At 64.8% G+C, this 26,593-nt stretch carries 14 protein-coding genes; 6 read left to right on the top strand and 8 right to left on the bottom strand.

Features of this window, described 5'->3' with window-relative positions; genetic code table 11:
• Positions 1-26 precede the first annotated feature (26 nt).
• The 5 genes from GJ698_RS10555 to GJ698_RS10535 form a co-directional block, all read right to left on the bottom strand.
• Positions 27-1,385 (bottom strand): HlyD family type I secretion periplasmic adaptor subunit, encoded by a 1,359-nt coding sequence (locus GJ698_RS10555; RefSeq protein ID WP_154357567.1) that lies wholly within the window; start codon positions 1,383-1,385, stop codon positions 27-29.
• On the bottom strand, positions 1,358-3,508 hold the full coding sequence (locus GJ698_RS10550) for a peptidase domain-containing ABC transporter (RefSeq protein ID WP_154357566.1): 2,151 nt from the start codon (positions 3,506-3,508) through the stop codon (positions 1,358-1,360). The genes GJ698_RS10555 and GJ698_RS10550 overlap by 28 nt, the downstream gene beginning before the upstream one ends.
• A gap of 204 nt (positions 3,509-3,712) precedes the next feature.
• Positions 3,713-10,078, bottom strand: a complete 6,366-nt coding sequence (locus tag GJ698_RS10545) for an SPM autocatalytic domain-containing protein (protein ID WP_154357565.1) — start codon at positions 10,076-10,078, stop codon at positions 3,713-3,715.
• A 694-nt stretch (positions 10,079-10,772) separates the two neighbouring features.
• On the bottom strand, positions 10,773-11,168 hold the full coding sequence (locus GJ698_RS10540) for a hypothetical protein (protein WP_154357564.1): 396 nt from the start codon (positions 11,166-11,168) through the stop codon (positions 10,773-10,775).
• Positions 11,169-11,172: 4 nt separating this feature from the next.
• Positions 11,173-12,156, bottom strand: coding sequence for a GlxA family transcriptional regulator (locus GJ698_RS10535; RefSeq protein WP_154357563.1), 984 nt, complete (start codon positions 12,154-12,156; stop codon positions 11,173-11,175).
• Positions 12,157-12,236: 80 nt separating this feature from the next.
• Here GJ698_RS10535 and GJ698_RS10530 point away from each other — a divergent pair, with 80 nt between their 5' ends.
• Complete coding sequence (locus GJ698_RS10530) at positions 12,237-12,878, top strand: DJ-1/PfpI family protein (protein ID WP_154357562.1); 642 nt, start codon at positions 12,237-12,239, stop codon at positions 12,876-12,878.
• Positions 12,879-12,884: 6 nt separating this feature from the next.
• Here the strand turns inward: GJ698_RS10530 and GJ698_RS10525 are convergent, their stop codons facing one another.
• Entirely contained in the window at positions 12,885-14,168 is a 1,284-nt protein-coding gene (locus tag GJ698_RS10525; RefSeq protein ID WP_154357561.1) for a cytochrome-c peroxidase, read from the bottom strand.
• Positions 14,169-14,306: 138 nt separating this feature from the next.
• Here GJ698_RS10525 and acpA point away from each other — a divergent pair, with 138 nt between their 5' ends.
• Positions 14,307-16,448, top strand: coding sequence for an acid phosphatase (gene acpA / locus GJ698_RS10520; RefSeq protein ID WP_307766653.1), 2,142 nt, complete (start codon positions 14,307-14,309; stop codon positions 16,446-16,448).
• 100 nt (positions 16,449-16,548) lie between these two features.
• On the opposite strand, the gene GJ698_RS10515 is transcribed toward acpA, so the two are convergent.
• Together GJ698_RS10515 and GJ698_RS10510 are read right to left on the bottom strand one after the other, a co-directional pair.
• Entirely contained in the window at positions 16,549-17,919 is a 1,371-nt protein-coding gene (locus tag GJ698_RS10515) for a sensor histidine kinase (protein ID WP_154357560.1), read from the bottom strand.
• A complete protein-coding gene (locus GJ698_RS10510; RefSeq protein ID WP_229259922.1) occupies positions 17,912-18,556 on the bottom strand; it encodes a response regulator transcription factor in 645 nt (214 codons plus the stop codon). The genes GJ698_RS10515 and GJ698_RS10510 overlap by 8 nt, the downstream gene beginning before the upstream one ends.
• Positions 18,557-18,762: 206 nt before the next feature.
• On the opposite strand from GJ698_RS10510, the gene GJ698_RS10505 reads away from it, so the two are divergent.
• The 4 genes from GJ698_RS10505 (at position 18,763) to GJ698_RS10490 (ending at position 26,568) form a co-directional block, all read left to right on the top strand.
• Complete coding sequence (locus tag GJ698_RS10505) at positions 18,763-21,594, top strand: TonB-dependent receptor (RefSeq protein WP_154357558.1); 2,832 nt, start codon at positions 18,763-18,765, stop codon at positions 21,592-21,594.
• Positions 21,595-21,657: 63 nt separating this feature from the next.
• Positions 21,658-23,016: an alpha-amylase family glycosyl hydrolase gene (locus tag GJ698_RS10500; protein WP_154357557.1), complete on the top strand. Its 1,359-nt coding sequence runs from the start codon at positions 21,658-21,660 to the stop codon at positions 23,014-23,016.
• A complete protein-coding gene (locus tag GJ698_RS10495) occupies positions 23,017-24,516 on the top strand; it encodes a tryptophan halogenase family protein (protein WP_154357556.1) in 1,500 nt (499 codons plus the stop codon). It abuts the gene before it with no gap.
• A gap of 9 nt (positions 24,517-24,525) precedes the next feature.
• Positions 24,526-26,568: a glycoside hydrolase family 97 protein gene (locus tag GJ698_RS10490; protein WP_371865230.1), complete on the top strand. Its 2,043-nt coding sequence runs from the start codon at positions 24,526-24,528 to the stop codon at positions 26,566-26,568.
• Positions 26,569-26,593 lie beyond the last annotated feature (25 nt).

Genomic DNA, 26,593 nt, shown 5'->3' with positions numbered 1-26,593 from the left:
AGGCTCCGGCAATAGGGTTAAACAAGTCAGGGTTCGCGGATCGCTTCATCCATCGCGCGCGTCAGCGGGTACAGCAGGTAGGACATCACGGTGCGCTTGCCCACCACGATCTCGGCCGACACCGTCATGCCCGGCATCAGGCGCGCGCCGGGCGGCAGCTTGCCCAGCCGGCCGCTGTACGGAATCCGGCTCAGGTAGTAGGCGTCGAGCCCGCCGCCGCTCTTGTCGGTGGTCTCGCGCTTGAACGAATCCTGGCTGATGGTGCGCACCCGGCCGTCGAGCATGCCGTGCTTCATGAACGAGAAGGCGTCGACCTTCAGGTGCACCGGCGCGTCCTGCTTGATGTAGCCGATGTCGACCGAGTCGATCTGCACCTCGGCCTCCAGCTGGGCGCCCAGCGGCACCAGGGTGAACAGCGGCTCGGCCTCGCGCACCACGGACCCCACCGACAGCTTGCCGATCTCCAGCACCACGCCGTCGGCCGGCGCCACCATCTGGATCAGCTTGAGACGCTTGTCGGCCTTGGTCAGCTGCTCGTTGATGCCGTCGCGGTCGCGCGTCGCGCTCAGCAGGTCTTCCATGGTCTTCTGGCGCCAGTTCTTGTCGAACGCCGAGCGCTCGGCCTCGGCCGAGGCCAGCTCGCTGGCCAGCTCGACCGCCTTGTTGCGCTGCAGGTCCATGTCGCGCTCGACTTCGAGGCGGCGGTCGCGCGCTTCCAGCAGGTGCATCTTGGCGCCGAACTGCTCGGCCATCAGCTGCTCCTGCATGGCTTCCACTTCGCGCAGCGACTTGACGCGCTCGGCCAGGATCACCTGGTCATGCTTGTTGGTCAGCAGGCTGGCCTTCAGGCGCGCGATGTTCTGGTCCATCTTGGTCTTTTGCGCGGCGAAGTTGGCCTGGCGCTCGTTCGACAGCTGCGTCTGCAGCTTGGCGTCGGCGCTGCCGCGGTCGACCAGATTGGGCGTGCCGCTGCTCAGTTCGGCGCGCAGGCTGGCGGTCTGGTTGTCCAGGCTTTCCAGCCGGCTGCGCAGCTGGCCCTGGTCGGCGGCGCTGAAGGTCGGGTCCAGCAGGGCCAGCACCTGGCCCTTCTTGACCACCTGGCCGACCCGCACCTCGATGCTCTGGATGATCGAGGTGTCGAGCGGCTGCACCACGATGTTCGGCAGCGGATTGACCAGCTTGCCATGGGCGATGACCACCTGGTCGATCGACGACAGGCTGGCCCAGACGATGAAGGAGACGAAGGCCAGCAGCATCACGTGCAGCGTGATGCGGACCGAGCGCGGCAGCGGGCCGCGCTCGATGGCGTCGGCGTCCGGCAGGAACTCGACTTCGGTGTGGTCCTGGCCGCGGCCAGTTACAGGTGACTTGTTTGCTGGTTCCATAAGTGCTGGTAGGTTTCGCTGCGGGTAAGCAATTCTTCATGGCGGCCGGCATCGACCAGACTGCCTTGCTGCATCACCATGATCTTGTCGGCGTCGACCAGGGTCGACAGGCGGTGCGAAATCATCACCACCGTGCGGCCGACCGCGATTTTCGACAGGTTGCTGATGAAGATGGCTTCCGATTCCGGGTCCAGCGCCGAGGCCGCCTCGTCGAGGATCAGGATGCGCGGGCGCGCCACCAGGGTGCGGGCGATCGACAGGCGCTGCTTCTGGCCGCCCGACAGGTTGGCGGCGTTCTCTTCGAGCACGGTGTCGTAGCCCTGCGGCAGGCGCTCGATGAACTCGTCGGCGCCGGCCGCCTGCGCGGCCGCCACCAGTTCCTCGAAGGTGGCGTCGGGCTTGGTGACCGAGAGGTTTTCGCGCACCGTGCCGCGGAACAGGAAGTTTTCCTGCAGCACCACGCCGATCTGGCGCCGCAGGTGCGACAGCTCGATCTCGCGGGCATCGATGCCGTCAAAGCGGACGATGCCTTCCTGCACCGGGTACAGACCCTGGATCAGCTTGGTCAAAGTGGTCTTGCCGGAGCCGCTGCGGCCGACGATGCCGACCACCGTGCCCTGCTCGATGGTGAAGCTGGCCTTGTTCAGCGCCAGCGCCTGCGCGCCCGGATAGCGGAAGGTGACGGCGTCGAACTTGATCTCGCCTTCGAGCACGGGACGCAGGCCGTTGGCGCCGGCGCGGCCTTCCGGCGCGCGGTTCATGACCTCGCCCAGCATGCGCACCGACAGCGCGGTTTCCTGGTATTCGTTGACCAGCCCGACCAGCGAGATCAGCGGCTGGGTGACGCGGCCCGACAGCATCTGGAAGGCGATCAGCGCGCCGACCGACAGCGTGTTGTCGAACACGTCGGCGGCGCCGACCACGATGATGACCACCGGCAGCAGCTTGCCGAGGAAGTCGGTGACGGCGTTGCCGGCGATGGAAATCTGGCCGACGCGGAAGTGCATGGTGATCGCCTCGGCCGAGCGCTGGTCCCAGACGCGGCGCTGCGACGGCTCGATCGCCAGCGCCTTGACGGTGCGCATGCCGTGGATGGTTTCCACCAGCATGCCCTGGCGCTGGCCCTCGGCGGCGTACAGCGCCTGCAGGCGGCGGTTGAAGGTCGGCACCATGGTCAGCACCACGCCGGCGATCAGCGCGGCGAAGAACAGCACCAGCGCGGCCAGCTTGACCGAGTAGCTGAACAGCACCGGAATGAACACCAGCAGCGCGATCACGTCGAGCGCGGTGAAGAACAGCCGCCCGGTAAGGAAGTTGCGGATCTTTTCCAGCTGCTGCATGTGGCGCGTGACCACGCCGGCGCTGGTGGTCTCGAAGAAGTCGATCGGCAGCGACAGCAGGTGGCTGAACACGCGCCGCGTCAGCCGCATGTCGATCTTGTTGCTGGCCGCCAGGGTCAGGGTCTGGCGCAGGAAGCCGAAGGTGGCGTCGAACGCCAGCGCCATGATGATGCCGACCGCCAGCACCTGCAGCGTGGTCACGCTGCGGTGGGTCAGCACCTTGTCGATCACCAGCTGGAAGAAGATCGGCGAGGCCAGCGCCAGCAGCTGCATGGCGATGGCGGCGATGAAGATGTCGCGGAACGCCGCTTTCTGTTTCAGGATTTCGGGGATGAACCAGCGCAGGCCGAACGGCTGGTTGGGATCGCTGAGCTTGTGCTGGCGTTTGACGAACAGCACCTCGCCGCGCCAGCGCTGTTCGAACTCGCTGCGCGCCACCAGCACCACCGCCGCGTTGGCGCTGGCCGGGTTCAGCACGGCCACATGGTCCTGGCCGCCCAGTTCGCCCGGCTTGACGCCGACCACGATCACCGAGTTGCCGTCGACCAGGCGCGCCATCAGCGGGAACACGCCGCCCTGCGCCATCAGGCGGCTCCAGGTCAGCTGGTCGGACTTGGCTTTCAAGCCGATATCGGCCGCTATGCGCAACAGTTCCCCGACGCCCGGCTCCTGCGCGCGCAGCGCGTAATCGTCGATCAGGCGCTCCGGATTAATCTGCAAACCATGGTGCTGGGCGATGGCAGTCAGGCACTGGATCGCGGTATGAGGAAATTTATCTTGCATAGGCTCGGATAGGGTAAACGCCGGGACCGCGCTGGCACTGACGCGGGAACTTTCCAGCCCTCGGATTCTACCCCAGCAAGGGCGTGCCACGGGCCTTTTTGTTGTTTGGAAGCACAAGCCGGTTTACCCGCCTGTTCCACCGATGGCGGCCAAAAAAAACGGCAGGCCCGCAGGCCTGCCGTCTTGGCGGATGCTACCGGATGCTTACTTGGCTGCCAGCAGGCCGTGTTGCTGGCCGCCTTGCAGCGCTTTCAGGCGCAGCGAGTCTTCGGTCGCCGCAGCGTGGGTGCTGGCGGTGAGCTTGTTCTCGTAGCTGCCGATGGCGCTGGCCAGCGACGCTACCGCGGCGTTGACGCTGGACGGTACTTCCAGCTTGCCGGTGGCAGCTGGCGCCGCCGGTGCCGTGTAGCTCGACAGAGCCGAGCTCAGGCTCGCAACCGAACCGCTCAGGCTGGCGCCGGTGGTGCCGGCGCTGAACCAGACGTCGGCTGCCGCGTGGCTGGCGCCGTCGGCCGTCTCGTAGGTCGAGGTCAGACCGACGATGTTGCCGTTGTTCAGCGACGGGTTGTGCTTGGCATCCAGGTTCAGCTTGGTGATGTTCAGATCGGCCAGCGATTTGAGCTCATCCGCCTGGCTGACACCGTCGCCGTTGGCATCGACCCACACTTGCAGTTTCGAGAACTGGGCATCCTTGGCATCGACCACGCCGTCGCCGTTGGTGTCGAGTTCGGACAGCGCGGCGTAACCGTTGCTGGCCTTGCTGCCGTTGGCCAGCGTGGTGCCCGAGCCGAACAGTTCGCTACCGTCGTTGATGGTGCCATCGCCGTTGCGGTCCAGGACCAGCAGGCCGTCACCGCCGGCAACCCAGCCGGTGTTCACTTTGGTGCCGTTGGCCAGCATGTCGAACTGCACGCCAGCTTGCGAGCTCAGCGTCTGGATGCCGTCGCCGTTCAGGTCCAGCACCAGCGGGGTGAAGGTCGACAGCGCGGCGATCTGGTCGCTGCTCAGGGCCTGAACCTGGGCCTGGGTCAGCGAGTGGATCTGTGCCGTGGTGAACGAGTGCACCTGGTTGGTGGTCAGCGCGTGGATCTGGTCGGTGGTCAGACGCGAGAACTGGGCAGTGCTCAGCGCGGCCATCGAGGTGGTCGTCAGCGCAGCCAGGTCTTCCGTCGAGATCGCCTGAACATTGTTGGTCGACAGGGCGCGGACTTGCGCGGTGCTCAGCGCATTCAGCTGCTCGGTGGTCAGCACCGACACTTGCTCGGTGGTCAGGCCGGCCGCAATCACCGCGGTGCTCAGCGCCGCCAGTTGGCTGGAGGCGAGCGCCTTGACCTGCTCGGTGCTCAGTACGGCGACCTGGGCGGTACGCAGGGCGGCGATCGAGGAAGTCTTCAGTGCGAACAGGTCTTCCGTTTCCAGCGCCACCATGTTGCTGGTGCTCAGCGCAGCCACCTGGGCCGAGCTCAGCACGGCTGCCTGGTTGGTGCTCAGCGCAACAGTCTGCTCGGTGGTCAGGCTGCCCACTTGTGCCGTGGTCAGGACCGCGACGCTGTTGGTCGCCAGTACATGCACCTGCTCGGTGGTCAGGGCGCGCACCTGGACCGTGCTCAGGGCCACGACCGAGGCGGTGGTCAGCGCGTTCAGGTCTTCGGTCTGCAGGGCAGCGATCGCGTCGGTGGTCAGCGCGGCCACTTGACGGCTGTTCAGTGCGCCAGCCTGTTCGGTGGTCAGCGCCACCACCTGCTCGGTGCTCAGGGCCTTGACGGCGGCGGTGCTGACGGCGGCAACCTGGCCGGCCGACAGTTTGCTGATCTGCTCGGTGGTCAGACCGCTGATCTGCGTCGATTTCAGCGAAGCGATACCGGCGGTGGTGATGCCCACCATGTCGACGGCGTCGATCGCGGCCAGGTTCTCGGTCGACAGCGCGCTGATCTGCGCGGTGGTCAGGCCGGTGAACTGGTTCGAGGTCATGGCCTTGATCTGTTCGGTGGTCAGACCCTGGGCGACGTCGGTGGTGCTCATCGCGGCGAACTGGGCGCTGGTCAGACCAACAACCTGGTTGGTGGTCAGGGCCGCGACCTGGTTGGTGCTCAGGGCCGAGAACGAGGCGGTTTTCAGGGCGGCCAGGTCTTCGGTCTGCAGGGCGGCGATGGCCTCGGTACCCAGCGCACGAACCTGGGCGCTGCTCAACGCGCCAGCCTGATTGGTGTTCAGGGCAACGATCTGCTCGCTGGTCAGCGACTTGATCTGGGCGGTGCTGATGCCGGCGATGGTCGCGGTCTTCAGGGCCGCGAAGTCTTCCGTTTGCAGGGCGGCGATCGCGTCGGTGGTCAGCGCATTGACTTGTGCGCTGCTCAGTGCGCCAGCCTGTTCGGTGGTCAGGGCCACGACCTGCTCGGTGTTCAGCGCCTTGACAGCGGCGGTGCTGACAGCGGCAACCTGGCCGGCCGACAGTTTGCTGATCTGCTCGGTGGTCAGACCGGCGACCTGCGTCGATTTCAGCGAAGCGATGCCGGCGGTGGTGATGCCGACCATGTCGACGGCGTCGATCGCGGCCAGGTTCTCGGTCGACAGCGCGCTGATCTGCGCGGTGGTCAGGCCGGTGAACTGGTTCGAGGTCATGGCCTTCAGCTGCTCGGTGGTCAGGCCCTGGGCGACGTCGGTGGTGCTCATCGCGGCGAACTGGGCGCTGCTCAGGCCGGTGACCTGGTTGGTGGTCAGGGCCGCCACCTGGTTGGTGGTCAGGGCCGCGAACGAGGCGGTTTTCAGGGCGGCCAGGTCTTCGGTCTGCAGGGCGGCGATGGCCTCGGTACCCAGTCCACGCACCTGGGCGCTGCTCAGCGCGCCGGCCTGGCCGACGGTCAGGGCAACGATCTGCTCGGTGGTCAGGGCCTGGATCTGGACGCTGCTGAGGCCGGCGATGGTCGATGTTTTCAGCGCGGCGAAGTCTTCGGTTTGCAGGGCGGCGATCGACTCGGTGGTCAGCGCGTTGACTTGCGCGCTGCTCAGTGCGCCAGCCTGGTTGGTGGTCAGCGCCACCACCTGCTCGCTGCTCAGGGCCTTGACCGCAGCGGTGCTGACGGCGCCAATCTGGCTGGTCGACAGGCTGCTGATCTGCTCGGTGGTCAGGCCGGCGATCTGGTTCGATTTCAGTGCGGCGATGCCGGCGGTGGTGATGCCGACCATGTCGACGGCGTCGATCGCGGCCAGGTTCTCGGTCGACAGCGCGCTGATCTGCGCGGTGGTCAGGCCGGTGAACTGGTTCGAGGTCATGGCCTTCAGTTGCTCGGTGGTCAGGCCCTGGGCGATGTCGGTGGTGCTCATCGCGGCGAACTGGGCGCTGGTCAGACCGGTGACCTGGTTGGTGGTCAGGGCCGCCACCTGGTTGGTGGTCAGGGCCGCGAACGAGGCGGTTTTCAGCGAGGCCAGGTCTTCGGTCTGCAGGGCGGCGATCGCATCGCTGGTCAGGGCACGCACCTGGGCGCTGCTCAGCGCGCCGGCCTGGCCGACGGTCAGGGCAACGATCTGCTCGGTGGTCAGCGACTGGATCTGAGCGGTGCTGATGCCGGCGATGGTCGCGGTCTTCAGGGCAGCGAAGTCTTCCGTTTGCAGGGCGGCGATCGATTCGGTGGTCAGCGCATTGACTTGCGCGCTGCTCAGTGCGCCAGCCTGTTCGGTGGTCAGCGCCACGACCTGCTCGGTGCTCAGGGCCTTGATGGCGGCGGTGCTGACGGCTACAACCTGGCCGGCCGACAGTTTGCTGATCTGCTCGGTGGTCAGACCGGCGATCTGGTTCGATTTCAGCGCGGCGATGCCGGCGGTGGTGATGCCGACCATGTCGACGGCGTCAATCGCGGCCAGGTTCTCGGTCGACAGCGCGCTGATCTGCGCGGTGGTCAGGCCGGTGAACTGGTTCGAGGTCATGGCCTTCAGCTGCTCGGTGGTCAGGCCCTGGGCGATGTCGGTGGTGCTCATCGCGGCGAACTGGGCGCTGGTCAGGCCGGTGACCTGGTTGGTGGTCAGGGCTGCCACCTGGTTGGTGGTCAGGGCCGCGAACGAAGCGGTTTTCAGGGCAGCCAGGTCTTCGGTCTGCAGGGCGGCGATGGCCTCGGTACCCAGCCCACGCACCTGGGCGCTGCTCAGCGCGCCGGCCTGGCCGACGGTCAGGGCAACGATCTGCTCGGTGGTCAGGGCCTGGATCTGGGCGCTGCTGAGGCCGGCGATGGTCGAGGTCTTCAGGGCGGCGAAGTCTTCGGTTTGCAGCGCGGCGATCGACTCGGTGGTCAGCGCGTTGACTTGCGCGCTGCTCAGTGCGCCAGCCTGGTTGGTGGTCAGCGCCACGACTTGCTCGCTGCTCAGGGCCTTGACGGCAGCGGTGCTGACGGCGCCAATCTGGCTGGTCGACAGGCTGCTGATCTGCTCGGTGGTCAGACCGGCGATCTGGTTCGATTTCAGGGCGGCGATGCCGGCGGTGGTGATACCGACCATGTCGACGGCGTCGATCGCGGCCAGGTTCTCGGTCGACAGCGCGCTGATCTGCGCGGTGGTCAGGCCGGTGAACTGGTTCGAGGTCATGGCCTTCAGCTGCTCGGTGGTCAGGCCCTGGGCGACGTCGGTGGTGCTCATCGCGGCGAACTGGGCGCTGGTCAGACCGGTGATCTGGTTGGTGGTCAGGGCCGCCACCTGGTTGGTGGTCAGGGCCGCGAACGAGGCGGTTTTCAGGGCGGCCAGGTCTTCGGTCTGCAGGGCGGCGACTTGCTCGCTGGTCAGGGCGCGCACTTGGGCGCTGCTCAGCACGCCAGCCTGGTTGCTGTTCAGGGCAACGATCTGCTCGGTGGTCAGGGCCTGGATCTGGACGCTGGTGATGCCGGCGATGGCCGCGGTCTTCAACGCGGCGAAGTCTTCGGTTTGCAGGGCGGCGATCGTTTCGGTGGTCAGCGCATTGACTTGCGCGCTGCTCAGTGCGCCAGCCTGGTCGGTGGTCAGGGCCACGACCTGCTCGGTGTTCAGCGCCTTGACAGCGGCAGTGCTGACGGCGGCAACCTGGCCAGCCGACAGTTTGCTGATCTGCTCGGTGGTCAGACCGGCGACCTGCGACGATTTCAGTGCGGCGATGCCGGCGGTGGTGATGCCCACCATGTCGACGGCGTCGATCGCGGCCAGGTTTTCGGTCGACAGCGCGCCGATTTGCGCAGTGGTCAGGCCGGTGAACTGGTTCGAGGTCATGGCCTTCAGCTGCTCGGTGGTCAGGCCTTGGGCAACGTCGGTGGTGCTCATCGCAGCGAACTGGGCGCTGGTCAGGCCGGTGATCTGGTTGGTGGTCAGGGCCGCCACCTGGTTGGTGGTCAGGGCCTGGAACGAGGCGGTTTTCAGGGCGGCCAAGTCTTCGGTCTGCAGGGCGGCGATCGCCTCGGTACCCAGCGCGCGGACCTGGGCGCTGCTCAGCGCGCCGGCCTGGCCGACGGTCAGGGCAACGATCTGCTCGGTGGTCAGGGCCTGGATCTGGGCGCTGCTGATGCCGGCGATGGTCGCGGTCTTCAGCGCGGCAAAGTCTTCGGTTTGCAGGGCGGCGATCGATTCGGTGGTCAGCGCATTGACTTGCGCGCTGCTCAGTACGCCAGCCTGGTTGGTGGTCAGCGCCACGACTTGCTCGCTGCTCAGGGCCTTGACGGCGGCGGTGCTGACGGCGCCAATCTGGCTGGTCGACAGGCTGCTGATCTGCTCGGTGGTCAGACCGGCGATCTGGTTCGATTTCAGTGCGGCGATGCCGGCGGTGGTGATGCCGACCATGTCGACGGCGTCAATCGCGGCCAGGTTCTCGGTCGACAGCGCGCTGATCTGCGCGGTGGTCAGGCCGGCGAACTGGTTCGAGGTCATGGCCTTCAGCTGCTCGGTGGTCAGGCCCAGGGCGACGTCGGCGGTGCTCATCGCGGCGAACTGGGAGGTGCTCAGGCCGGCGATCTGGTTGGTGGTCAGGACGGCCACCTGGTTGCTGGTCAGGGCCGCGAACGAGGCGGTTTTCAGCGAGGCCAGGTCTTCGGTTTGCATGGCGGCAACCGACTCGGTGGTCAGGGCCACGACTTGCGCGCTGGTCAGGGAATTGGCCTGGTTGGTGGTCAGGGCAACGATTTGCTCGGTGGTCAGGGCTTTGACCTGGGTGCTGCTCAGGCCGGACAGGGCGGCGGTCTTCAGCGCGGCAAAGTCTTCGGTCTGCAGGGCGGCGATCGACTCGGTGGTCAGCGCGGCCAGCTGGCGGCTGGTCAGCACGCCGACCTGGTTGGTGGTCAGCGCGGCGACTTGTTCGGTAGTCAGAATCTTGACCTGGCCGGTGGTCAGGCCAACAAAGCCATTGGAGCTCAGGGCGCCGAAGTTAGCCGCGCTCAACAACGGCACATTGCCGCTCGAAATAGCCCCAACTTGCGCCGAGGTCAGTACCTGGAACTGGTTGCTGGTCAACGCCGTCATCTGATCGGAGCTGAGCGCCGCGATATCAGCGGTCGAGATGGTCACGACCTGGCTCGTGCTCAGACCCGCGATCTGATTGGTGGACATATTGGTAATGACGCTCATTGCATTTCTCCTAGAAGGGCGCTGATTCGATTTTGCTGTCCGAAAACATCTGGTGCACGGCCCTACCGTTGCATCCGCGTCTTCCGCCAGTGGCATATTTGCCGTTTGACTACGTATTGGGTTGCTGCATACCGCACGCACAAAACTGCGCTCGTACAATTCTTAACGACAACAACTTTATCAACTTGAGTAAACTCAAGAAGATTTATTGCTTAATTCCAACTCAACATTGCTGCTGTTTCAGCCATTCCGCCGCCAGTCAGGCCGTCTGCGGTAGCAGGGGAAATCAGCCTGCCTGATTACAAGGCGACCGCCGCCGATCTTCCACTAAGTAAACTTGTTCCCTTGAGGAAAAAAATTTACGCATTTTTACAGCGGCCTACCGCGCTCCGCGCAAACCTTTGAAATCATTCATACTTTTTTAGCGACCAAGCCGCAAAACGGGCTGAAAAATCGGACTTGGAGGGCTAGTATAGCTTAAAAAATTTCCAGACGGAACTTATTTGCAAGCTTGTCGCCCTGCCGCCACGCTCGGATTGCAATGTTCAACAATCATTAAGCCTGTTTCCTTATCTATATTTCAAAATGTAAACATGTATTTCTTTAGGGGAATTTTGAAACAGCGTCAGCGAGGCAGCGTGTCAGACCAGACTTTGCCTCAGCGATATGACAAGATGATGACGGGTGGAAATTTTTAGGGCGCGGAGGATGGCTGGCGGCGGCGCCGCCACAACACCGCCACGGTGGCGGCCAGCAGCGCCAGCGCAAACATATTGACGACCACGGTGGCGGTCTTGAATTGCATCACCATGCCGAGGCTGATGCCGGCCTTGATGCCGAAGGCGGCGCCGCCGTCGTGCGGAACATAGCTCAACAGCTGCACCATATAATAGAGGATGCCGCCCCACAGGCCGGCGCGGGCGCGCCGCAGCGACAGCAGCCCGGACAGGAAACCCAGCAGCGCCGCGCCATACAGCAAGGCGGAACCCTCCTGCTGCGCCGTGCCGAGCAGGCCAAAGCTGACCGCCAGCGCCAGCCCGCTGTTCAGCAACAGCACCCGCGCCAGCCATTTTTCCACTGCCTGCATCATCCGATTATCCAAAACGCGATTGATAGTCGCTGGGCGCGACGCCCAGCTGCGCGGCGAACGCGCGCCGCAGATTGTACTCGCTGCCGAAGCCGCTCTGGCGGGCGGCCTGCTTCACCGTCATGCCGGCCTGTTCCAGCAGCGCGCAGGCCGCCTCCATGCGCAGCCGCAGCAGCAATTGCGCCGGCGTCAGGCCGGACTGCTGCCGCAGGCGCCGGTGCAGCGTGCGCACCGACATGGCCAGCGCCGCCGCCATCTGTTCGACATCCAGCTGCTGTTGCAGGCGCGGCCGCAGCCAGGCGGTCAGCAGGCCGTGCACGCCCTGCGGATCGGCCTGCGCCAGCAGCTCGGCGCTGAACTGGCGCTGGCCGCCGGGCCGCTTGTAGAACACCACCAGCCGCTTGGCCGCCGCCAGACCGGCGCCGCGGCCCAGGTCTTCCTCGACCAGCGCCAGCGCCAGGTCGATGCCGGCCGCGATCCCGGCCGAAGTGTAGAGCGCGCCGTCTCTTATATAGAGGGCGTCGTCCTGCACCGCGATGGCGGGGAATTGCGCCTGCAGCGCGGCGGCGTCCTGCCAGTGGGTGACGGCGCGGCGGCCGTCCAGCAGTCCGGCGTGGGCCAGCACGAAAGCGCCCGAGCACACCGAGCAGCAGCGCGCCGCCTGCGCGGCCGCGCGCGCCACCCAGCCGGTGACGGCCGGTGCCAGGACCGGGCTGCCATCCACGCCGTTTTCCACGCCGCGGCCGCCGGCGACGATCAGGGTGGCGCCAGCCAGCGCGGCCGGATCGGGCAGCGACGCCGCCTGCAGCGCAACGCCGGCGGTCGACATCACCAAGCCGGCCTCGGCAGCGACCATATTGATTTGATAAGGCAGCGGCAAGCCGGCGTCGCGCGCCTCGTCATTCGCGGTGGAAAAGACCTGGGCGGGACCGGTGGCGTCCAGCAGCAGAAAGTCGGGATACACCAGCAGCCAGATTGGGATGGGCGTCATGTGGCAGATATTCAACCATGAGCGTCATTTATGTCAACCGCCGTCATGCGACGATGCGGCATCCCAATCAGGAGGACCTCATGACGCGCACCATCGGCATTTACATATTCGACAACGTTGAAGTATTGGACTTTGCCGGCCCCTACGAAGTTTTCACCTGCGCCACGCGCGTGGCCGGCAAGCTGGCGCAGGAAGCAGCGCCGCCGCCATTTGCCGTGCGCACCATCGGCGCCAGCGATGCCGCCATACGCGCCCGCGCCGGACTGGTCCTGCATCCGGAAACCACGTTCGCCAACGCCGGCCCCATCGACATACTGATTGTGCCGGGCGGCGTGGTGACCGCCGAACTGACGCGGCCGGAAGTCATCGGCTGGATCGCCGCCACGGCCGGCCGCGCCGAACTGACCGCCTCGGTCTGCACCGGCGCCCTGCTGCTGGCCGAAGCCGGCCTGCTCGACGGCCTGCCCGCCACCACCCACTGGGAAGACCTGGACGAACTGCGTGCCGGCTGGCCGCAGGTGCAGGTCGAAGGCGGCCGGCGCTGGATCGACACCGGCCGCATCGTCACCTCGGCCGGCATCTCCGCCGGCATCGACATGTCGCTGCACCTGGTCGCCCGCCTCGCCGGCCAGGCGCTGGCCGAACGCACCGCCCGCCAGATGGACTACGACTGGCAAAACTCCGGGGTCAGGTCCCTCATTTCTACACGAGCCCGGCCGTAGTCAGTATTACGGCTGTGCCCGTGTTGAATTGGGGGACCTGACCCCGGAGTAGCCGTCGGTCAAGGTTTTGAGGAAGGCGACGATGTCGGCGATTTCGGCTTCGTTGAGCAGCGGCTTGTCGCCGGGCTTGCCGCCGAACGGCGCTTCCATGTTGACGTTGGCGTCCAACCCGGCTGGCTGGTCGTCGAACTTGCGCTGCTTGTACCACTTCATTGGCGTGGTGTCGCGCGTGGCGTAGAAGCGCACCACCTCGGTCAGGCTGGTGAAGCTGCCGTTGTGGAAGTAGGCCTTGCGCAGCGCGACGTTGCGCAGCGACGGCGTCTTGAAGGCGCCGCAGTATTCCTTGTGCTCCTTCAGATCGGTGCGGTCGGGGCCGCACAGGCCGAGGTCGTAATACTGCGGATCGGCGTTGGCCAGCAGCTTGCGGTTGCGCGGCACGCCGATGTTGATCAGGCCGTAGTCGGTGAACTGCGGGAACACGCCGCCCGGCGAAATCTGGCTGATGTGGCAGGACGCACAATTACCCTTGGTTTCATCGTTGAACAGCCGCAGCCCGCGCAGCTCCTGCGCGCTCAGCGTGGTCTGCTTGCGCAGGAAGGCGTCGTACTTGCTGTTGTACGGGTAGAAGTCGGTCGGACTTTCCTGGAACACTTCCAGCGCCATCAGCGCGCCCTGCATGGCCGCGTTCGGCCGTTCGAAAATATCCTCGCCATACACCTGGCGGAACTGCGCCGCCAGCGGACTGGCGCGCAACTTGGCCAGCACCGCCGCCTCATCCTTGTTGCCCATCTCGTGCGCCGACAGCAGCGGACCCAGCGCCTGCTCGTGGGCCGACTGCGCGCGGCCGTCCCAGTTGTGGCCGCCTGTCGGGCCGGCATCGACGCTGTCGTCGCCGTCATCGTCGTGATAGTGCTCGCTGAAAGCAGGCGCGTTCTGGATGTAGCGCAACGACGGCGCCGCGCGCGTGCCTTCGGTCTTGCCGTCGGCGCCGCCCAGCTGCGCGGCGAGATTGTTGTTGGGGCTGTAGGCGTTGTCGGGACTGTGGCAGCTGGCGCAGGCCAGCTTGCCCGAGGCCGACAGCGCCGGCTCGTTGAACATGGCGCGACCCAGCGCGGTCAGCTCGGGCACCGTCGGCCGGCGGCCGGCCATCGGCGCATAGGCGGCGCGCGGGGCGTCGGCAGATGCGGCGACGGCAGCAGCAGAAGGGGCGGAAGCGGCGGGCGGCGATGTCGGCTGGCAGGCGCTGAGCAAGGCAGCGGCCACCACGGCAACTGTATAAATAATTTTCATGCGCGCAGCGTAGCAAAGCGGCATGACAGCTACATGACAGATACAAAACGATACTTTTGCGCTTCAAACATTTCATCGTCCTGACATATTTACTAAATAGCATGAGCGGCTTTCACCCACCACCCTCAAGGCAAGAAGATGAAAACTACACTCAATATGGCGCTGCGCCCGTTGCCGCTGCTGTTGCTGGCAGCCGGCGTCGGTGCCGGCCTGGTCGCCTGCGGCAGCTCGTCCGATGGCGATGTGCCTACCCTGTCCGGCCAGGTGGTCGGCAGCTATTATGAAAACGCCGTGGTCTGCCTGGAAAGCACCAGCGCCAAGCTGACCTGCGACAGCAACTCGGGCAGCGTACGCACCGCCGCCGACGGCACCTTCAAAGTGACCGGCGCCAGCAGCGGCGCGCTGCTGGTCACCGTCGGCACCGACGCCATCCGCCACGACGCGCTGGGCGACGCCGGCACCAAGGTCACGCAGAAACTGGTGTTCCGCGCACCGAACGGCCACACCGGCATCATCGACGCCATCAGCACCGAGCTGACCGCCATCATGGACGCCAACGGCGGCGACTTCGCCAAGGCCAGCGCGCAACTGGCAGCACGTATCGGCGTTTCGGAAAGCAACCTGCTGGCCGACGTCAACAAAGTCTCGGGCGACGACCAGGCCAAGCTGAAATCGGAGAACGATACCTTCACCTCCGTCATCGCCGCTGCCGGCACGCAAAGCGCCAACGCCGACGTGGCCAACGCCATCAGCGCCGGCGCCGCGCTGGGCAACATCAAGAACATCGTTGTGATCTACGCGGAAAACCGCGGCTTCGACAATCTGTACGGCCTGTTCCCAGGCGCCAACGGCGTGCCGGGCGTGAACCCGACTTCGACCGGCGGCTACGTGGCGCAGAAGGATGTCGACAACAGCACCCTGCCGGTGCTGCCGCCGACCTGGGGCGGCATGACCGCCGCCGGCCAAAGCCTGGTGATCACCCAGGCGCAATCGGCCAACCTGCCGAACAAACCATTCCAGATCGACGACGCGAACAGCCCGATCGCCATGCCGCAATCGGTCATCACGCGCGACCTGGTGCACCGCTTCTACAACAACCAGATGCAGATCAACGGCGGCGCCAACGACAAGTTCGCCCTGTACTCGGACGCCGGCGGCCTGAGCATGGGCTACTACGACGGCAGCAAGATGAAGATGTGGGACATCGCCAAGCAATACGCGCTGGCCGACAACCTGTTCATCGGCGCCTTCGGCGGTTCCTTCCTGACCCACCAGTACCTGATCTGCGCCTGCGCGCCGCAATACCCGAACGCCGACAAATCGGTGGCCGCCGGTTCGATCTCGAAGATCGATCTGGACAGCAAGGGTAACTTCGTGCGTCTGACGCCAGCGGCCACCTCGCCGACCAGCGTGCTGAACGGCGCACAGACCTACGCCAACGACAGCACCCTGACGCCAGCGGACTCGACCGGCATGTTCTACGCGGTCAACACCATGCAGCCGGCCTTCCAGCCAAGCAGCAACGCGCCAGCCGCCGACGACAGCACCCACCTGTATGCCGACACGACCAAGGCCACCACCTTGCCGCCGCAGACGCAGAAAAACATCGGTGACATGCTGACCAGCAAAAACATCGATTGGGCCTGGTACGCCGGCGCCTGGAACAGCACCACCGCCAACGCCACCTCGGCCAACCGCGGCGCGTTTGCCAATCCGCCTAACTTCCAGTTCCACCACCAGCCGTTCAACTTCTTCGCCAATATGGACCCGGTGAAGAACGCGGCCTACCGTGCAGCCCACCTGAAGGACTACGACACCCAGTTCGTGGCTGACGTCGCCGCCGGCACGCTGCCGCCAGTGGCCTTCTACAAGCCGCAAGGTAACCTGAATCAGCACGCCGGTTATGCGTCGGTGGCGGATGGCGATGCCCACATCGCTGATGTGATCGCCAAGCTGAAGAAGAGCCCGCAGTGGAAGAACATGCTGGTCATCGTGACCTACGATGAAAACGGCGGCTTCTACGACCACGCTGCGCCACCGAAGGGCGACCGTTGGGGTCCAGGCACCCGCGTGCCGGCGATCATTGTGTCGCCGTTCGTGAAGAAGGGTTCGGTTGACCATACCCAGTATGACTCGGCGTCGATCCTGCGCGCGATTACCCACCGCTTCAACCTGCCGGTGCTGGATGGTTTGACGGTGCGTGACAAGGCCTTGGCGGCGAATGGCGCCAAGCCTATGGGGGACTTCAGTGGTGCGTTGGCTCTCACGCCTCAAGAGTAACAAACCCGCACGGCCAGGTGGGGTCTGACCCAGGGGCCGGATAGGGCTTCGCCCGCCGGTCCTGCAGACCGGCCCCCAAGTGGTAACGCTGAGGCCGTGGCTAAAGCGTGCGGGGTAGAACGACGGTGACAATCAATCCTTCACCGTCGTTCCCCTGGGACAGGGTTATCGTCCCACCATTCCGCTCCGCCGCCCGCTCGGCAATCGCCAAGCCCAAGCCGCTGCCACTCTGCTCCTGCCCCGGCACCCGGTAAAACCGCTCGAACACTTTCTGCTGCAACGCCGGCGCGATGCCCGGCCCCTGATCGGCAATCGTCAGCCGATACCCGTCACCATCCTCCTCCAGCCCCACCGCAATCCGCCCACCCTCCGGCGAATACTTGATCGCATTGCTGATCAGGTTATCCAGCAGCGCCGCCATGCTTTCCACATGCACCGCCATGCTGCACGCCGCCGCCGACTGGAATTCCAGCTCTATCCCACGCGCCAGCGCCAGCGGCGCCGCCGACGCCAGCCGGCTGCGCACAAAACCGCACAAGTCCGTCTGCGGCAACGGCTCCGCGCTCGGTTCCGCGCGCGCCCGTTCGAACGCCAGCAACTGATGCACCATATGCGTCGCCCGCGCCACGCCATCGCGCAAGCCCTGCCCTGCTTCGGCACTGCGCTCGGGGTTATCCGCCACGCTGCGGCTCAACAACAAGTGCGCATTGATCTGAATCGCCGCCAGCGGCGTCTTCAACTCATGCGCCGCATCGGTCAAAAACTCATGCTCGCGCTCGATGCGCTGGCTCAACCGCGCCATCAGCCGGTTGATCGCATCGATCAGCGGCGACAGTTCGCGATACTTGGAATCCGGCAGCGCCGTCAGGTCCGACACCGCGCGCGCCTCGATCTGCTCGGCAATCGACCGTAGCGGCTTCAAGCCGATGCCGACAATCAGCCACGCCGGCAGCAGCAGCAAGGGCAAACTGAAAATGGTCGACGACAGCAGGAAGCTGACACCGGAAAAACTCAGCATCCACTCATCATCAATCTCGTGACTGCGCTCGACCACCAGGCCATTCGCATCATCGCGCGCCACCGTCACCGCCCAGGCATTGGCCTGGCGCGCCGCCGCGCTGCCCGGCGCCGGCAGCACTTCGGGCAAGGCCGGCAACGAGTTGTACACCAGCGCGCCGTGCTGCCAGACGCGCAGCCGCACGCGTGAGTGATAATCCAGATCGTGGAACATCGCCCGCCGCACATCCTCCAGCGAAGCCGCCGCCTGCGCGATGCGAACGCGGTCATCGGCAATCTCGCTCAAATGCAGCAGCACCTCGCGCGTATGGGCCGCGTTCTCGCTGGCGGTGCGCGCCGCCTGCGTGATCTTCGCCTCAATGGCGACGTAGGTGAAACCGGCCAGCGCCACCAGGGCAATCACGCCGGTAAAGCCCAGCATCAGCCGGCGGAACAGTGAGGAGGGCTTATTCATGCGGCTTCTGCACCATGTAGCCCACGCCGCGCACGGTGCGGATCAGCCGTTCGCCGATTTTCTTGCGCAGGTTGGAGATATGCACATCCAGCGTCTGCCCTTCGCTGTGCGGCAAAACGCCCTGCTCCAGCTCGGCGCGCGTGAGCACACGGCCGGATTCCTTGACCAAGGCCAGCAGCAGCGCAAACTCGGTGCGCGACAACGCCACCGGCGCGCCGGCGCGCGTGACCAGCATGCGGCTTTCATCCAGCACCAGCTCGCCGAAGCTCCAGCCGCCATCCGCATTGCCGTTGGCGCGCCGCACGATGGCCCGCAGCCGCGCCAGCAACTCGGGAATCTCGAATGGCTTGATCAGGTAATCGTCGGCGCCGGTGTTGAAGCCGTTGAGGCGGTCCTCCAGACTGTCGCGCGCCGTCATGATCAGCACCGGCAGACTCTGGCCGGACGCGCGCAGCTGGCGCAGCAGCTCCGCACCGTCGCCATCCGGCAGGCCCAGATCCAGCAGCACGGCGTCGAACGTCTCGGCCTGCAGGCGGGCCAGGACGCCATCGGCCAGGCGCAGCCACACTACCAGGTGGCCCTCATCCTGGAACACAGCCAGCAGCGCGCGGCCGATGGCCAGGTCGTCTTCGATCATCAGAATTTTCATGCCGGAAGTGTAGCGCGCTTTGTAGTTAAAGTACGCCCACGTCGGCAAAACGCCACAACTTGCCAAATGCAGGCAAATCAGTCACTTGCACGCCAACCTTCAGGCTTTCTTCAGACCTCCGACGCGCCGTCGTTGACCCGTTTTTAGTGCTGTTACAACATCCGCCCTGCAAGCACAATAATTAAGGGAGACATATGACCACCAGCAATCTGTTCCGGCTCCGGCCGGTGGCGGCGGCGTGCGCGCTGCTGCTCGGCGCCGCCGGCGCCAGCCACGCACAGCAAACCGACGACACCACCACGCCAGCCGCCGTCAAGCCGGCCGAGGGCGAACTGGCCACCGTCACCGTGGCCGGCATCCGCCGCGGCATCGAGGAGGCGATCTCGATGAAGAAGAATTCGTCCTCCATCGTCGAGGCGATTTCCGCCGAAGACATCGGCAAGCTGCCCGACAACACCGTGGCCGAGTCGATCTCGCGCCTGTCCGGCGTGACCACGCAGCGCAACAAGACCAACGGCAAAGCCACCGACGTCTCGGTGCGCGGCCTGTCGCCGAGCTTTAACGGCGCGCTGCTGAACGGCCGCGAGCAGGCCTCCACCAGCGACGCCCGCAGCCCCGAGTTCGACCTGTTCCCGTCCGAGCTGACCGGCTCGGTACTGGTGTACAAGACGCCGGACGCCAGCCTGATGGGCCAGGGCCTGGCCTCGACCATCGACCTGCGCACCCTGCGTCCGCTGGACTTCGGCCAGCGCGTGCTGGCGGCGTCGGTGCGCAAGGAGCGCATCGGCTTCGATTCCGGTTCCGACCTCGGCTCCGGCCACCGCACCACCTTCAGCTACGTCGACCAGTTCGCCAACCGCACCATCGGCCTGTCGCTGGGCCTCACCAAGTTCAAGGAAGACAACGGCGGCGAACTGAAATTCGACAGCTGGGGCGGCGGCACCACCGACATGGCCTACAACGGCGGCACCGCCAAGGTGCCATCCGGCTTTCTGGCCGAGACCTCGCGCCGCAAGAGCGACCGCGACGGCGCGGCGCTGACCCTGCAGTACAAGCCCAACCAGAAATTCCGTTCGACGCTGGACGTGTTCTACTCGCGCGGCGACGAAACTACCAAGAAGACCGGCATCGAAGGCGCGGTGGCCGGCAGCACCGGCCTGTACGATCCGAACGGCGTGCTGTCGAACGCGGTGGTGGCCAACGGCATCGCCACCAGCGGCACCGTCAGCAACTACAAGGCCGACGTCCGCAACCACCTGTACGGCGCCAAGGACCGGCTGATGTCGATCGGCTGGAACAACGAGCTGAAACTCGACGAGCAGTGGAAGCTGGAGGCCGACCTGTCGCACTCGCACGGCGTCAAGAACATCTCCAACTACGAAACCACCGCCGGCCAGCCGGGCAACACGCCAGCCTCGCAACTGGGATCGGTGAGCTACACGGGCTTCAACGGCACCAACTTCTCGGACGTCAAATACACGCCGAGCCTGAACTACGCCGACCGCAAGGTGGCGGTGCTGACCGACGTTGACGGCTGGGGCGGCGGACCGAACTCGCCGCAGGCCGGCTACGTGGCGCTGCCGACCATCGACGACACCGTCAACGCCGTGCGCATTACCGCGCACCGCGAGCTGGATTGGGGACCGATCGCCAACGCCCACTTCGGCGCCAACTTCACCAAGCGCGACAAGTCGCGCACCGGTCAGGAGGGCCGGCTGTCGGTCAAGGGCGGCGACGGCTATGCCAGCGCCGCCATGCCGGGCACCGGCAGCGAGATGGCCGGCGCCTCCGGCATCATGGTCGCGTCCTTCGATCCGACCGGCACGCTGGGCACCATCTACGACATCAACCGCTGGGTCGATTCGACCGTGCTGGCGCGCGACTGGACCGTCGGTGAAAAGGTCGCCACCGTGTATGCGATGGCGGACCTCGACGGCAACGTGGGATCGCTGCCGTACAGCGGCAACTTCGGCCTGCAGGTGGTGCACACCAGGCAGGAAGCCACCGGCAACCAGGTCGACCTGGCCAACTGCACCGGCATCACGGTCGAAACCTGCCCGTACAAGGTGCGCAGCGATGGCACCAGCTACACCAACGTGCTGCCAAGCCTGAACATCGCCTTCGACCTGGGCTACGAGCAGAAGCTGCGCCTCGGCGCCGGCAAGCAGATCTCGCGCGCGAATCTGGACAACATGAAAGCCGGCATGGACTTCTCGGTGCAGAATTCGACCTCGCTGGCGCCGGCGCTGACCGGCTTCGCGGGTAACCCGCAACTGAAGCCGTACCAGGCGCGCTCGCTCGACCTGTCGTATGAAAAATACTTCGGCAAGAAGGGCTACATCAGCGCGGCGGCGTTCTACAAGAAGCTGGATAACTACATCATCAACGCGCCGATGCAGTTCGACTTCAAGCCCTACACCAGCGCCACCACGCCGCTGCCGACCACCGGGCCATACGCCGGTTCCACCATCGGCTTCCTGACCATGCCGCAAAACGGCAACGGCGGCAATATGCACGGCTACGAACTGGCGCTGAACCTGCCGTTCGCGCTGGCCACGCAATGGCTGGACGGTTTCGGCATCGCCGCCAACTACTCGTTCACCGACAGTTCGGTGAGGCTGCCGACCAGCGGCTTCGTGTCGCCGTCGAACGCGCCGGTGTTCAACGGCGCGGTGTCGGAGATCGGTTTGCCGGGCTTGTCGAAGAACGTCAGCAGCGTGCGCGTCTACTATGAAAACCACGGCCTGCAACTGGCGTGGGCCGCGCACCGCCGTTCCAGCTTCGTCGGCCAGATCCTGGACTACCGCAGCGATTCGCAGTTCACCTTCATCAAGGGCGAGACCATCGTGGATTTGCAGGCGTCCTACGAGTTCCAGCAGGGCTGGCTGAAAGGCGCGTCGGTGTTCCTGCAAGGGCATAACTGGACCAACACGCCGTTCCAGGAGTACACCTCCGATCCTAACCAGATCACCAACAAGGTGGTGTACGGCCGTACCTACACATTTGGCCTCAACTACAAGTTTTAAGCGGTGCTTTGCCCGGATGTCCCGTCCCCTCACGGGCCATCCGGTTTTTTTTATTGAGATGTCATGATCAAATTTCTTCTGATGGCGCTGGCGTTCTGCGGCGCCGCCCACGCGGCCGATCCCTACCAGCCCGCGCCCTACGTCCAGTTCCAGCACGCCGAGTGGACCAAAAACGCCAGCATCTACCAGATCAACACCCGCCAGTTCACGCCCGAGGGCACCTTCCGCGCCGCCGAGCGCGAGCTGCCGCGCCTGAAGGCGCTGGGCGTCGACATCCTGTGGCTGATGCCCATCCATCCCATCGGCGAGGCGAAACGCAAAGGCTCGCTGGGCAGCCCGTACGCGGTGCGCGACTACCTGGCCGTCAATCCGGAATTCGGCACGCTGGCTGACTTCCGCCACTTTGTCGACGCGGCCCATGGCCTGGGCCTGCACGTAATCCTCGACTGGGTCGGCAACCATACCTCGTGGGACAGCGTGATGTACGCCAGCCATCCGGAATGGTACGAGAAGGATCGCCACGGCAGGCCGCATCCGACGCCGTGGTACGACTGGGACGATATTATCGACCTCGATTACAGCCAGCCGGCGCTGCGCCGCTACATGACCGAGGCGCTGCGCTACTGGGTGCGCGATGTCGGCATCGACGGCTACCGCGTCGACGCGGCCGGCCTGGTGCCGCAGGACTTCTGGGACAACGCGGCGGCCGAACTGCGCGCCATCAAGCCGGTGTTCCTGCTGGCCGAATGGGAAAGCCGCGACATGCACGCCAAGGCCTTCGACGCCACCTACGCCTGGACCTGGTGGGACGCGCTGCATGCGGTGGCCGACGGCAAGGCCGACGCCACCTCGCTCTACACCTACTACGCCTGGAACCAGAAGTTCTATCCCAAGCAGGCCTACCGCATGCTGTACACCACCAACCATGACAAGAATGCGTGGGAAGGCACGGAATTCGAGATCTTCGGCCCGGCGGTGGATGCGGCCATCGTGTTCTCCTTCGTCAGCGAAGGCATGCCGCTGATTTACAACGGCCAGGAAGCCGGCAACCGCAAGCGGCTGGCCTTCTTCGAGCGCGATGCGCTACAGTGGCAGGCGTCGCCCTACACCGCGCTGTACACCAGGCTGCTGGCTCTCAAAAAGCAGAATACCGCGCTGTGGAATGGCGAATGGGGCGCCACCATGGAGCAGGTGCCGAACAACGCGCCGAAGCAGGTATTCAGCTTTGTGCGGCAGAATGCCAGGGACAAGGTATTCGCGGTGTTCAACCTGAGCGCGCAGTCGGTGCAGGCCAGCTTCCGCGACGACCTGCACCTCGGCCGCTACCGCGACTTCAGCACCGGCGCGGCGCTGACAGTGGACGGCGATACGCGGTTCGACATGGCGCCGTGGAGCTACAAAATAATGATAAAGGCAGACTAGATGGAGACCATCAAGCAGGTAGTAATCGTCGGCGGCGGCACGGCCGGCTGGATGACGGCGGCGGCGTTGTCGCGCGTCCTTGGCGACAAGGTGAAGCTGACCCTGATCGAATCGGACGATATCGGCACCGTCGGCGTCGGCGAATCGACCATCCCGATGATCAAGTTGTTCAACACGGTGCTGGGCATCGACGAAGATGAGTTCATGCGCGCCACGCAGGCCACCTTCAAGCTGGGCATCGAATTCAACGACTGGGGCCGCGTCGGCGACAGCTATATGCACGGCTTCGGCATCTTCGGCCAGGATCTGGCGACGCTGCCGTTTTACCAGTACTGGCTGCGCCTGCAACAGGCGGGCAAGGCGCCGGATATCGAAAACTATTCGATCAACCGCATGGCCGCCAAGGCAGGCAAATTCATGCGCGCCGACCGCTCGCACGGCAATTCGCCGCTGGGCGATATCGTCCACGCCTTCCACCTGGACGCCGGCCTGTATGCGCGCTACCTGCGCCAGTACAGCGAGGCCAAGGGGGTGCGCCGCATCGAGGGCAAGGTGGTCGATGCGCTGACGCGTGCGTCGGACGGCCATGTCGACGCGGTGCGCATGGAAAATGGCGATCTGATTGGCGGCGAATTGTTCATCGACTGCTCCGGCTTCCGTGGCCTGCTGATCGAACAGGCGCTGCACACTGGCTTCGAGGATTGGTCGCACTGGCTGCCGTGCGACCGCGCGTGGGCGGTGCCGTGCGAGCTGTCCGGCGAACTGCTGCCGTACACGCGGGCCACCGCGCGGCCGGCTGGCTGGCAGTGGCGCATCGGCCTGCAACACCGCACCGGCAACGGCCATGTGTATTCGTCGAAGTTCATGGACGACGAAGCGGCACGCGCGCTGCTGATGGCCAATCTCGATGGCAGGCCGCTGGCCGAACCCAAGCTGTTGCGCTTCACCGCCGGCAAGCGCAAGCAGGTGTGGAACAGGAACGTGGTGGCGGTCGGCCTGTCGTCCGGCTTCCTGGAGCCGCTGGAATCGACCAGCATCCACCTGATCCAGTCGACCATCGCGCGCCTGATCACCTTCTTCCCGGATCGCGGCTTCAGCGCGGCGGACGTGGCGGAGTTCAACCGCCAGTGCGATTTCGAAGTGGAGCGCATCCGCGACTTCATCATCCTGCACTACCACGCCACCGAGCGCGATGACGCGCCGTTCTGGAACTACGTGCGCACCATGGACATCCCCGACACGCTGCGCGCCAAAATGGACTTGTGGCGCTCGCGCGGACGCATCGTCCGCAACGACAACGAGCTGTTTGCGGAAGTGGGCTGGCTGCAGGTGCTGCAGGGGCAGCGCGTGCCGGTCGAAGGCCATCATCCGCTGGCGGGCCTGATGGAAGAAAAAGAAGTCGCCGACTACCTGGGCGATATCGCCTCGGTGATCGGCCAGTGTGTCAATCAAATGCCGTCGCACGCCGCCTACATCAAGGCGCGCTGCGCGGCCAAATAAGGAGTGTCTGTGCATATCAATTCCCTACAGGTCCGCCTGATCGCCGCCGCCTGCATGCTGCTGGGCGAGGCCGCGCATGCCGACGAAGTGCTGGGCACCGTATCGTCGCCCAACCATGCGATCAGCGTGGCGGTGGAGCGCGACGACGGCGGCCACATCGCCTACGCCGTGCAGCGCAACGGCAAGCCGCTGATCGCGTCGTCGAAGCTGGGCTTTTTGCTGGCCAATGCACCGCAATTGGACAACGGTTTCACGCTGGCTAAAAAGACCACATCCGAACATGATGATACGTGGGAACAGCCATGGGGCGAACGCCGCTACGTGCGCAACCACTATCAGGAGCTGCGGCTGGAGCTGATACAGAAGGAATTGGATAACCGCCGCCTGGCCCTGGTGTTCCGCGTGTTCGACGACGGCGTCGGCTTCCGCTACGAATTCCCGGACCAGCCGCAGTTACCCGACACGCGCATCAGCGACGAGCTGACCGAGTTTGTCGTCGCGCCGAAAGCCACCGCGTGGTGGCAGGAAGCAGGCGAGAAGGCAGCGCTGGAATATTCGATCCGCAAGACACCGCTGGCCGAGGTGGGCATGGCGAATACGCCACTGACCATTCGCACCGATGATGGCACGCACATCGCTTTCCACGAGGCGGCACTGGTGGATTACGCGTCGATGTGGCTGCGCAAGGTCGATGGCCAGAAGCTGCGCGCGCATCTGACGCCGTCCGCCTACGGCGCGCCGGTCGAACGGCATGGCGCGTTCACCACGCCTTGGCGCACCATGCAGATTGCCGACGACGCGGCAGGCTTGTACATGTCGGATCTGGTGCTGAATCTGAACGAGCCGAATAAGCTGGGCGACGTGTCGTGGGTGCATCCGTCGAAGTTTGTCGGTGTGTGGTGGGAGATGCATCTGGAGAAGAGCACCTGGGGATCGGGCGCCAAACATGGCGCCACCACGGCCAACACCAGGCGCTATATCGACTTCGCCGCTCGCAATGGTTTCCGTGGCGTGCTGGTGGAAGGCTGGAACCTGGGATGGGATGGCAACTGGTCGGGCAGCGGTTCGTCGTTCAGCTTTACGCAATCGTATCCGGACTTCGACCTGCCGGCGCTAAGCGTCTATGCGCAGCAAAAAGGCGTGCGCCTGATCGGCCACCACGAGACCGGCGGTAATGTGGCGCGCTATGAGCAGCAGATGGATGCAGGCTACCAGTTGTATGCGAAACTGGGTGTGGACAGCATCAAGTCCGGCTATGTGACCGATGGCGGCGAGGCGATCTTCGCCAACGCTGGCGGCGGCACGCATTTTGGTTATACTGATTCTCAGGAAGGCGTGCGTCATTATCTGAAGGCGGTAACCGAGGCGGCGCGTTACAAGCTGGCGATCGATACGCATGAGCCGGTGAAGGATACCGGCTTGCGTCGTACTTATCCGAACTGGATTTCACGCGAGGGTGCGCGGGGAATGGAATATAACGCTTGGGGTAACCCGATCAACAGCGTTGACCATGAAGTGAATCTGGTCTTCACGCGCATGCTGAGTGGGCCGATGGATTACACGCCGGGTATTCTGAGCCTGGAAGGCGTGAAGGGACGGCCGATTCATTCGACGCAGGCGAAGCAGTTGGCGAGTTTTGTGGTGATTTATTCGCCGATTGTGATGGCTGCGGATCTGATCGAGAACTACGAGAAGTATCCGGGGCCGTTCAAATTCATCAAGGATGTGCCGACCGATTGGGCGGATACGCGTGTGCTGCATGGGGCGATGGGCGAATATGCGACCATCGCACGCAAGGATCGGCATTCGGATAACTGGTATGTTGGATCGATTACCGATGGCACGGCGCGTACGCTGCCGTTGGCGTTGACGTTCCTCGATCCGGGCAAGCGCTATGTGGCGGAGATTTATCGCGATGGGGATCAGGCGGATTATCGCAACAGTCACCGTTTCGATATCGTGATTGAGAAGCAGACCGTCACCGACAAGACGATCCTGCAACTCAAACTCGCGCCTGGCGGCGGCCAGGCGATCCGCTTTACGCCGCAGTAAACCCGCACGGCCAGGTGGGGTCTGA

This window comes from Duganella aquatilis, assembly GCF_009674565.1.
Classification (GTDB): Bacteria; Pseudomonadota; Gammaproteobacteria; order Burkholderiales; family Burkholderiaceae_D; genus Rugamonas; species Rugamonas aquatilis.
This window is presented reverse-complemented; position numbering and strand designations above follow the sequence as displayed.

Excerpts from the sequence above, each read along its gene's own strand:
- acpA (WP_307766653.1), top strand. The coding sequence starts at position 14,307 with ATGAAAACTACACTCAATATGGCGCTGCGCCCGTTGCCGCTGCTGTTG.
- GJ698_RS10515 (WP_154357560.1), bottom strand. The coding sequence starts at position 17,919 with ATGAATAAGCCCTCCTCACTGTTCCGCCGGCTGATGCTGGGCTTTACC.
- GJ698_RS10530 (WP_154357562.1), top strand. The coding sequence starts at position 12,237 with ATGACGCGCACCATCGGCATTTACATATTCGACAACGTTGAAGTATTG.
- GJ698_RS10505 (WP_154357558.1), top strand. The coding sequence starts at position 18,763 with ATGACCACCAGCAATCTGTTCCGGCTCCGGCCGGTGGCGGCGGCGTGC.
- GJ698_RS10525 (WP_154357561.1), bottom strand. The coding sequence starts at position 14,168 with ATGAAAATTATTTATACAGTTGCCGTGGTGGCCGCTGCCTTGCTCAGC.
- GJ698_RS10535 (WP_154357563.1), bottom strand. The coding sequence starts at position 12,156 with ATGACGCCCATCCCAATCTGGCTGCTGGTGTATCCCGACTTTCTGCTG.
- GJ698_RS10510 (WP_229259922.1), bottom strand. The coding sequence starts at position 18,556 with ATGATCGAAGACGACCTGGCCATCGGCCGCGCGCTGCTGGCTGTGTTC.
- GJ698_RS10500 (WP_154357557.1), top strand. The coding sequence starts at position 21,658 with ATGATCAAATTTCTTCTGATGGCGCTGGCGTTCTGCGGCGCCGCCCAC.
- GJ698_RS10540 (WP_154357564.1), bottom strand. The coding sequence starts at position 11,168 with ATGATGCAGGCAGTGGAAAAATGGCTGGCGCGGGTGCTGTTGCTGAAC.
- GJ698_RS10550 (WP_154357566.1), bottom strand. The coding sequence starts at position 3,508 with ATGCAAGATAAATTTCCTCATACCGCGATCCAGTGCCTGACTGCCATC.
- GJ698_RS10545 (WP_154357565.1), bottom strand. The coding sequence starts at position 10,078 with ATGAGCGTCATTACCAATATGTCCACCAATCAGATCGCGGGTCTGAGC.
- GJ698_RS10495 (WP_154357556.1), top strand. The coding sequence starts at position 23,017 with ATGGAGACCATCAAGCAGGTAGTAATCGTCGGCGGCGGCACGGCCGGC.
- GJ698_RS10555 (WP_154357567.1), bottom strand. The coding sequence starts at position 1,385 with ATGGAACCAGCAAACAAGTCACCTGTAACTGGCCGCGGCCAGGACCAC.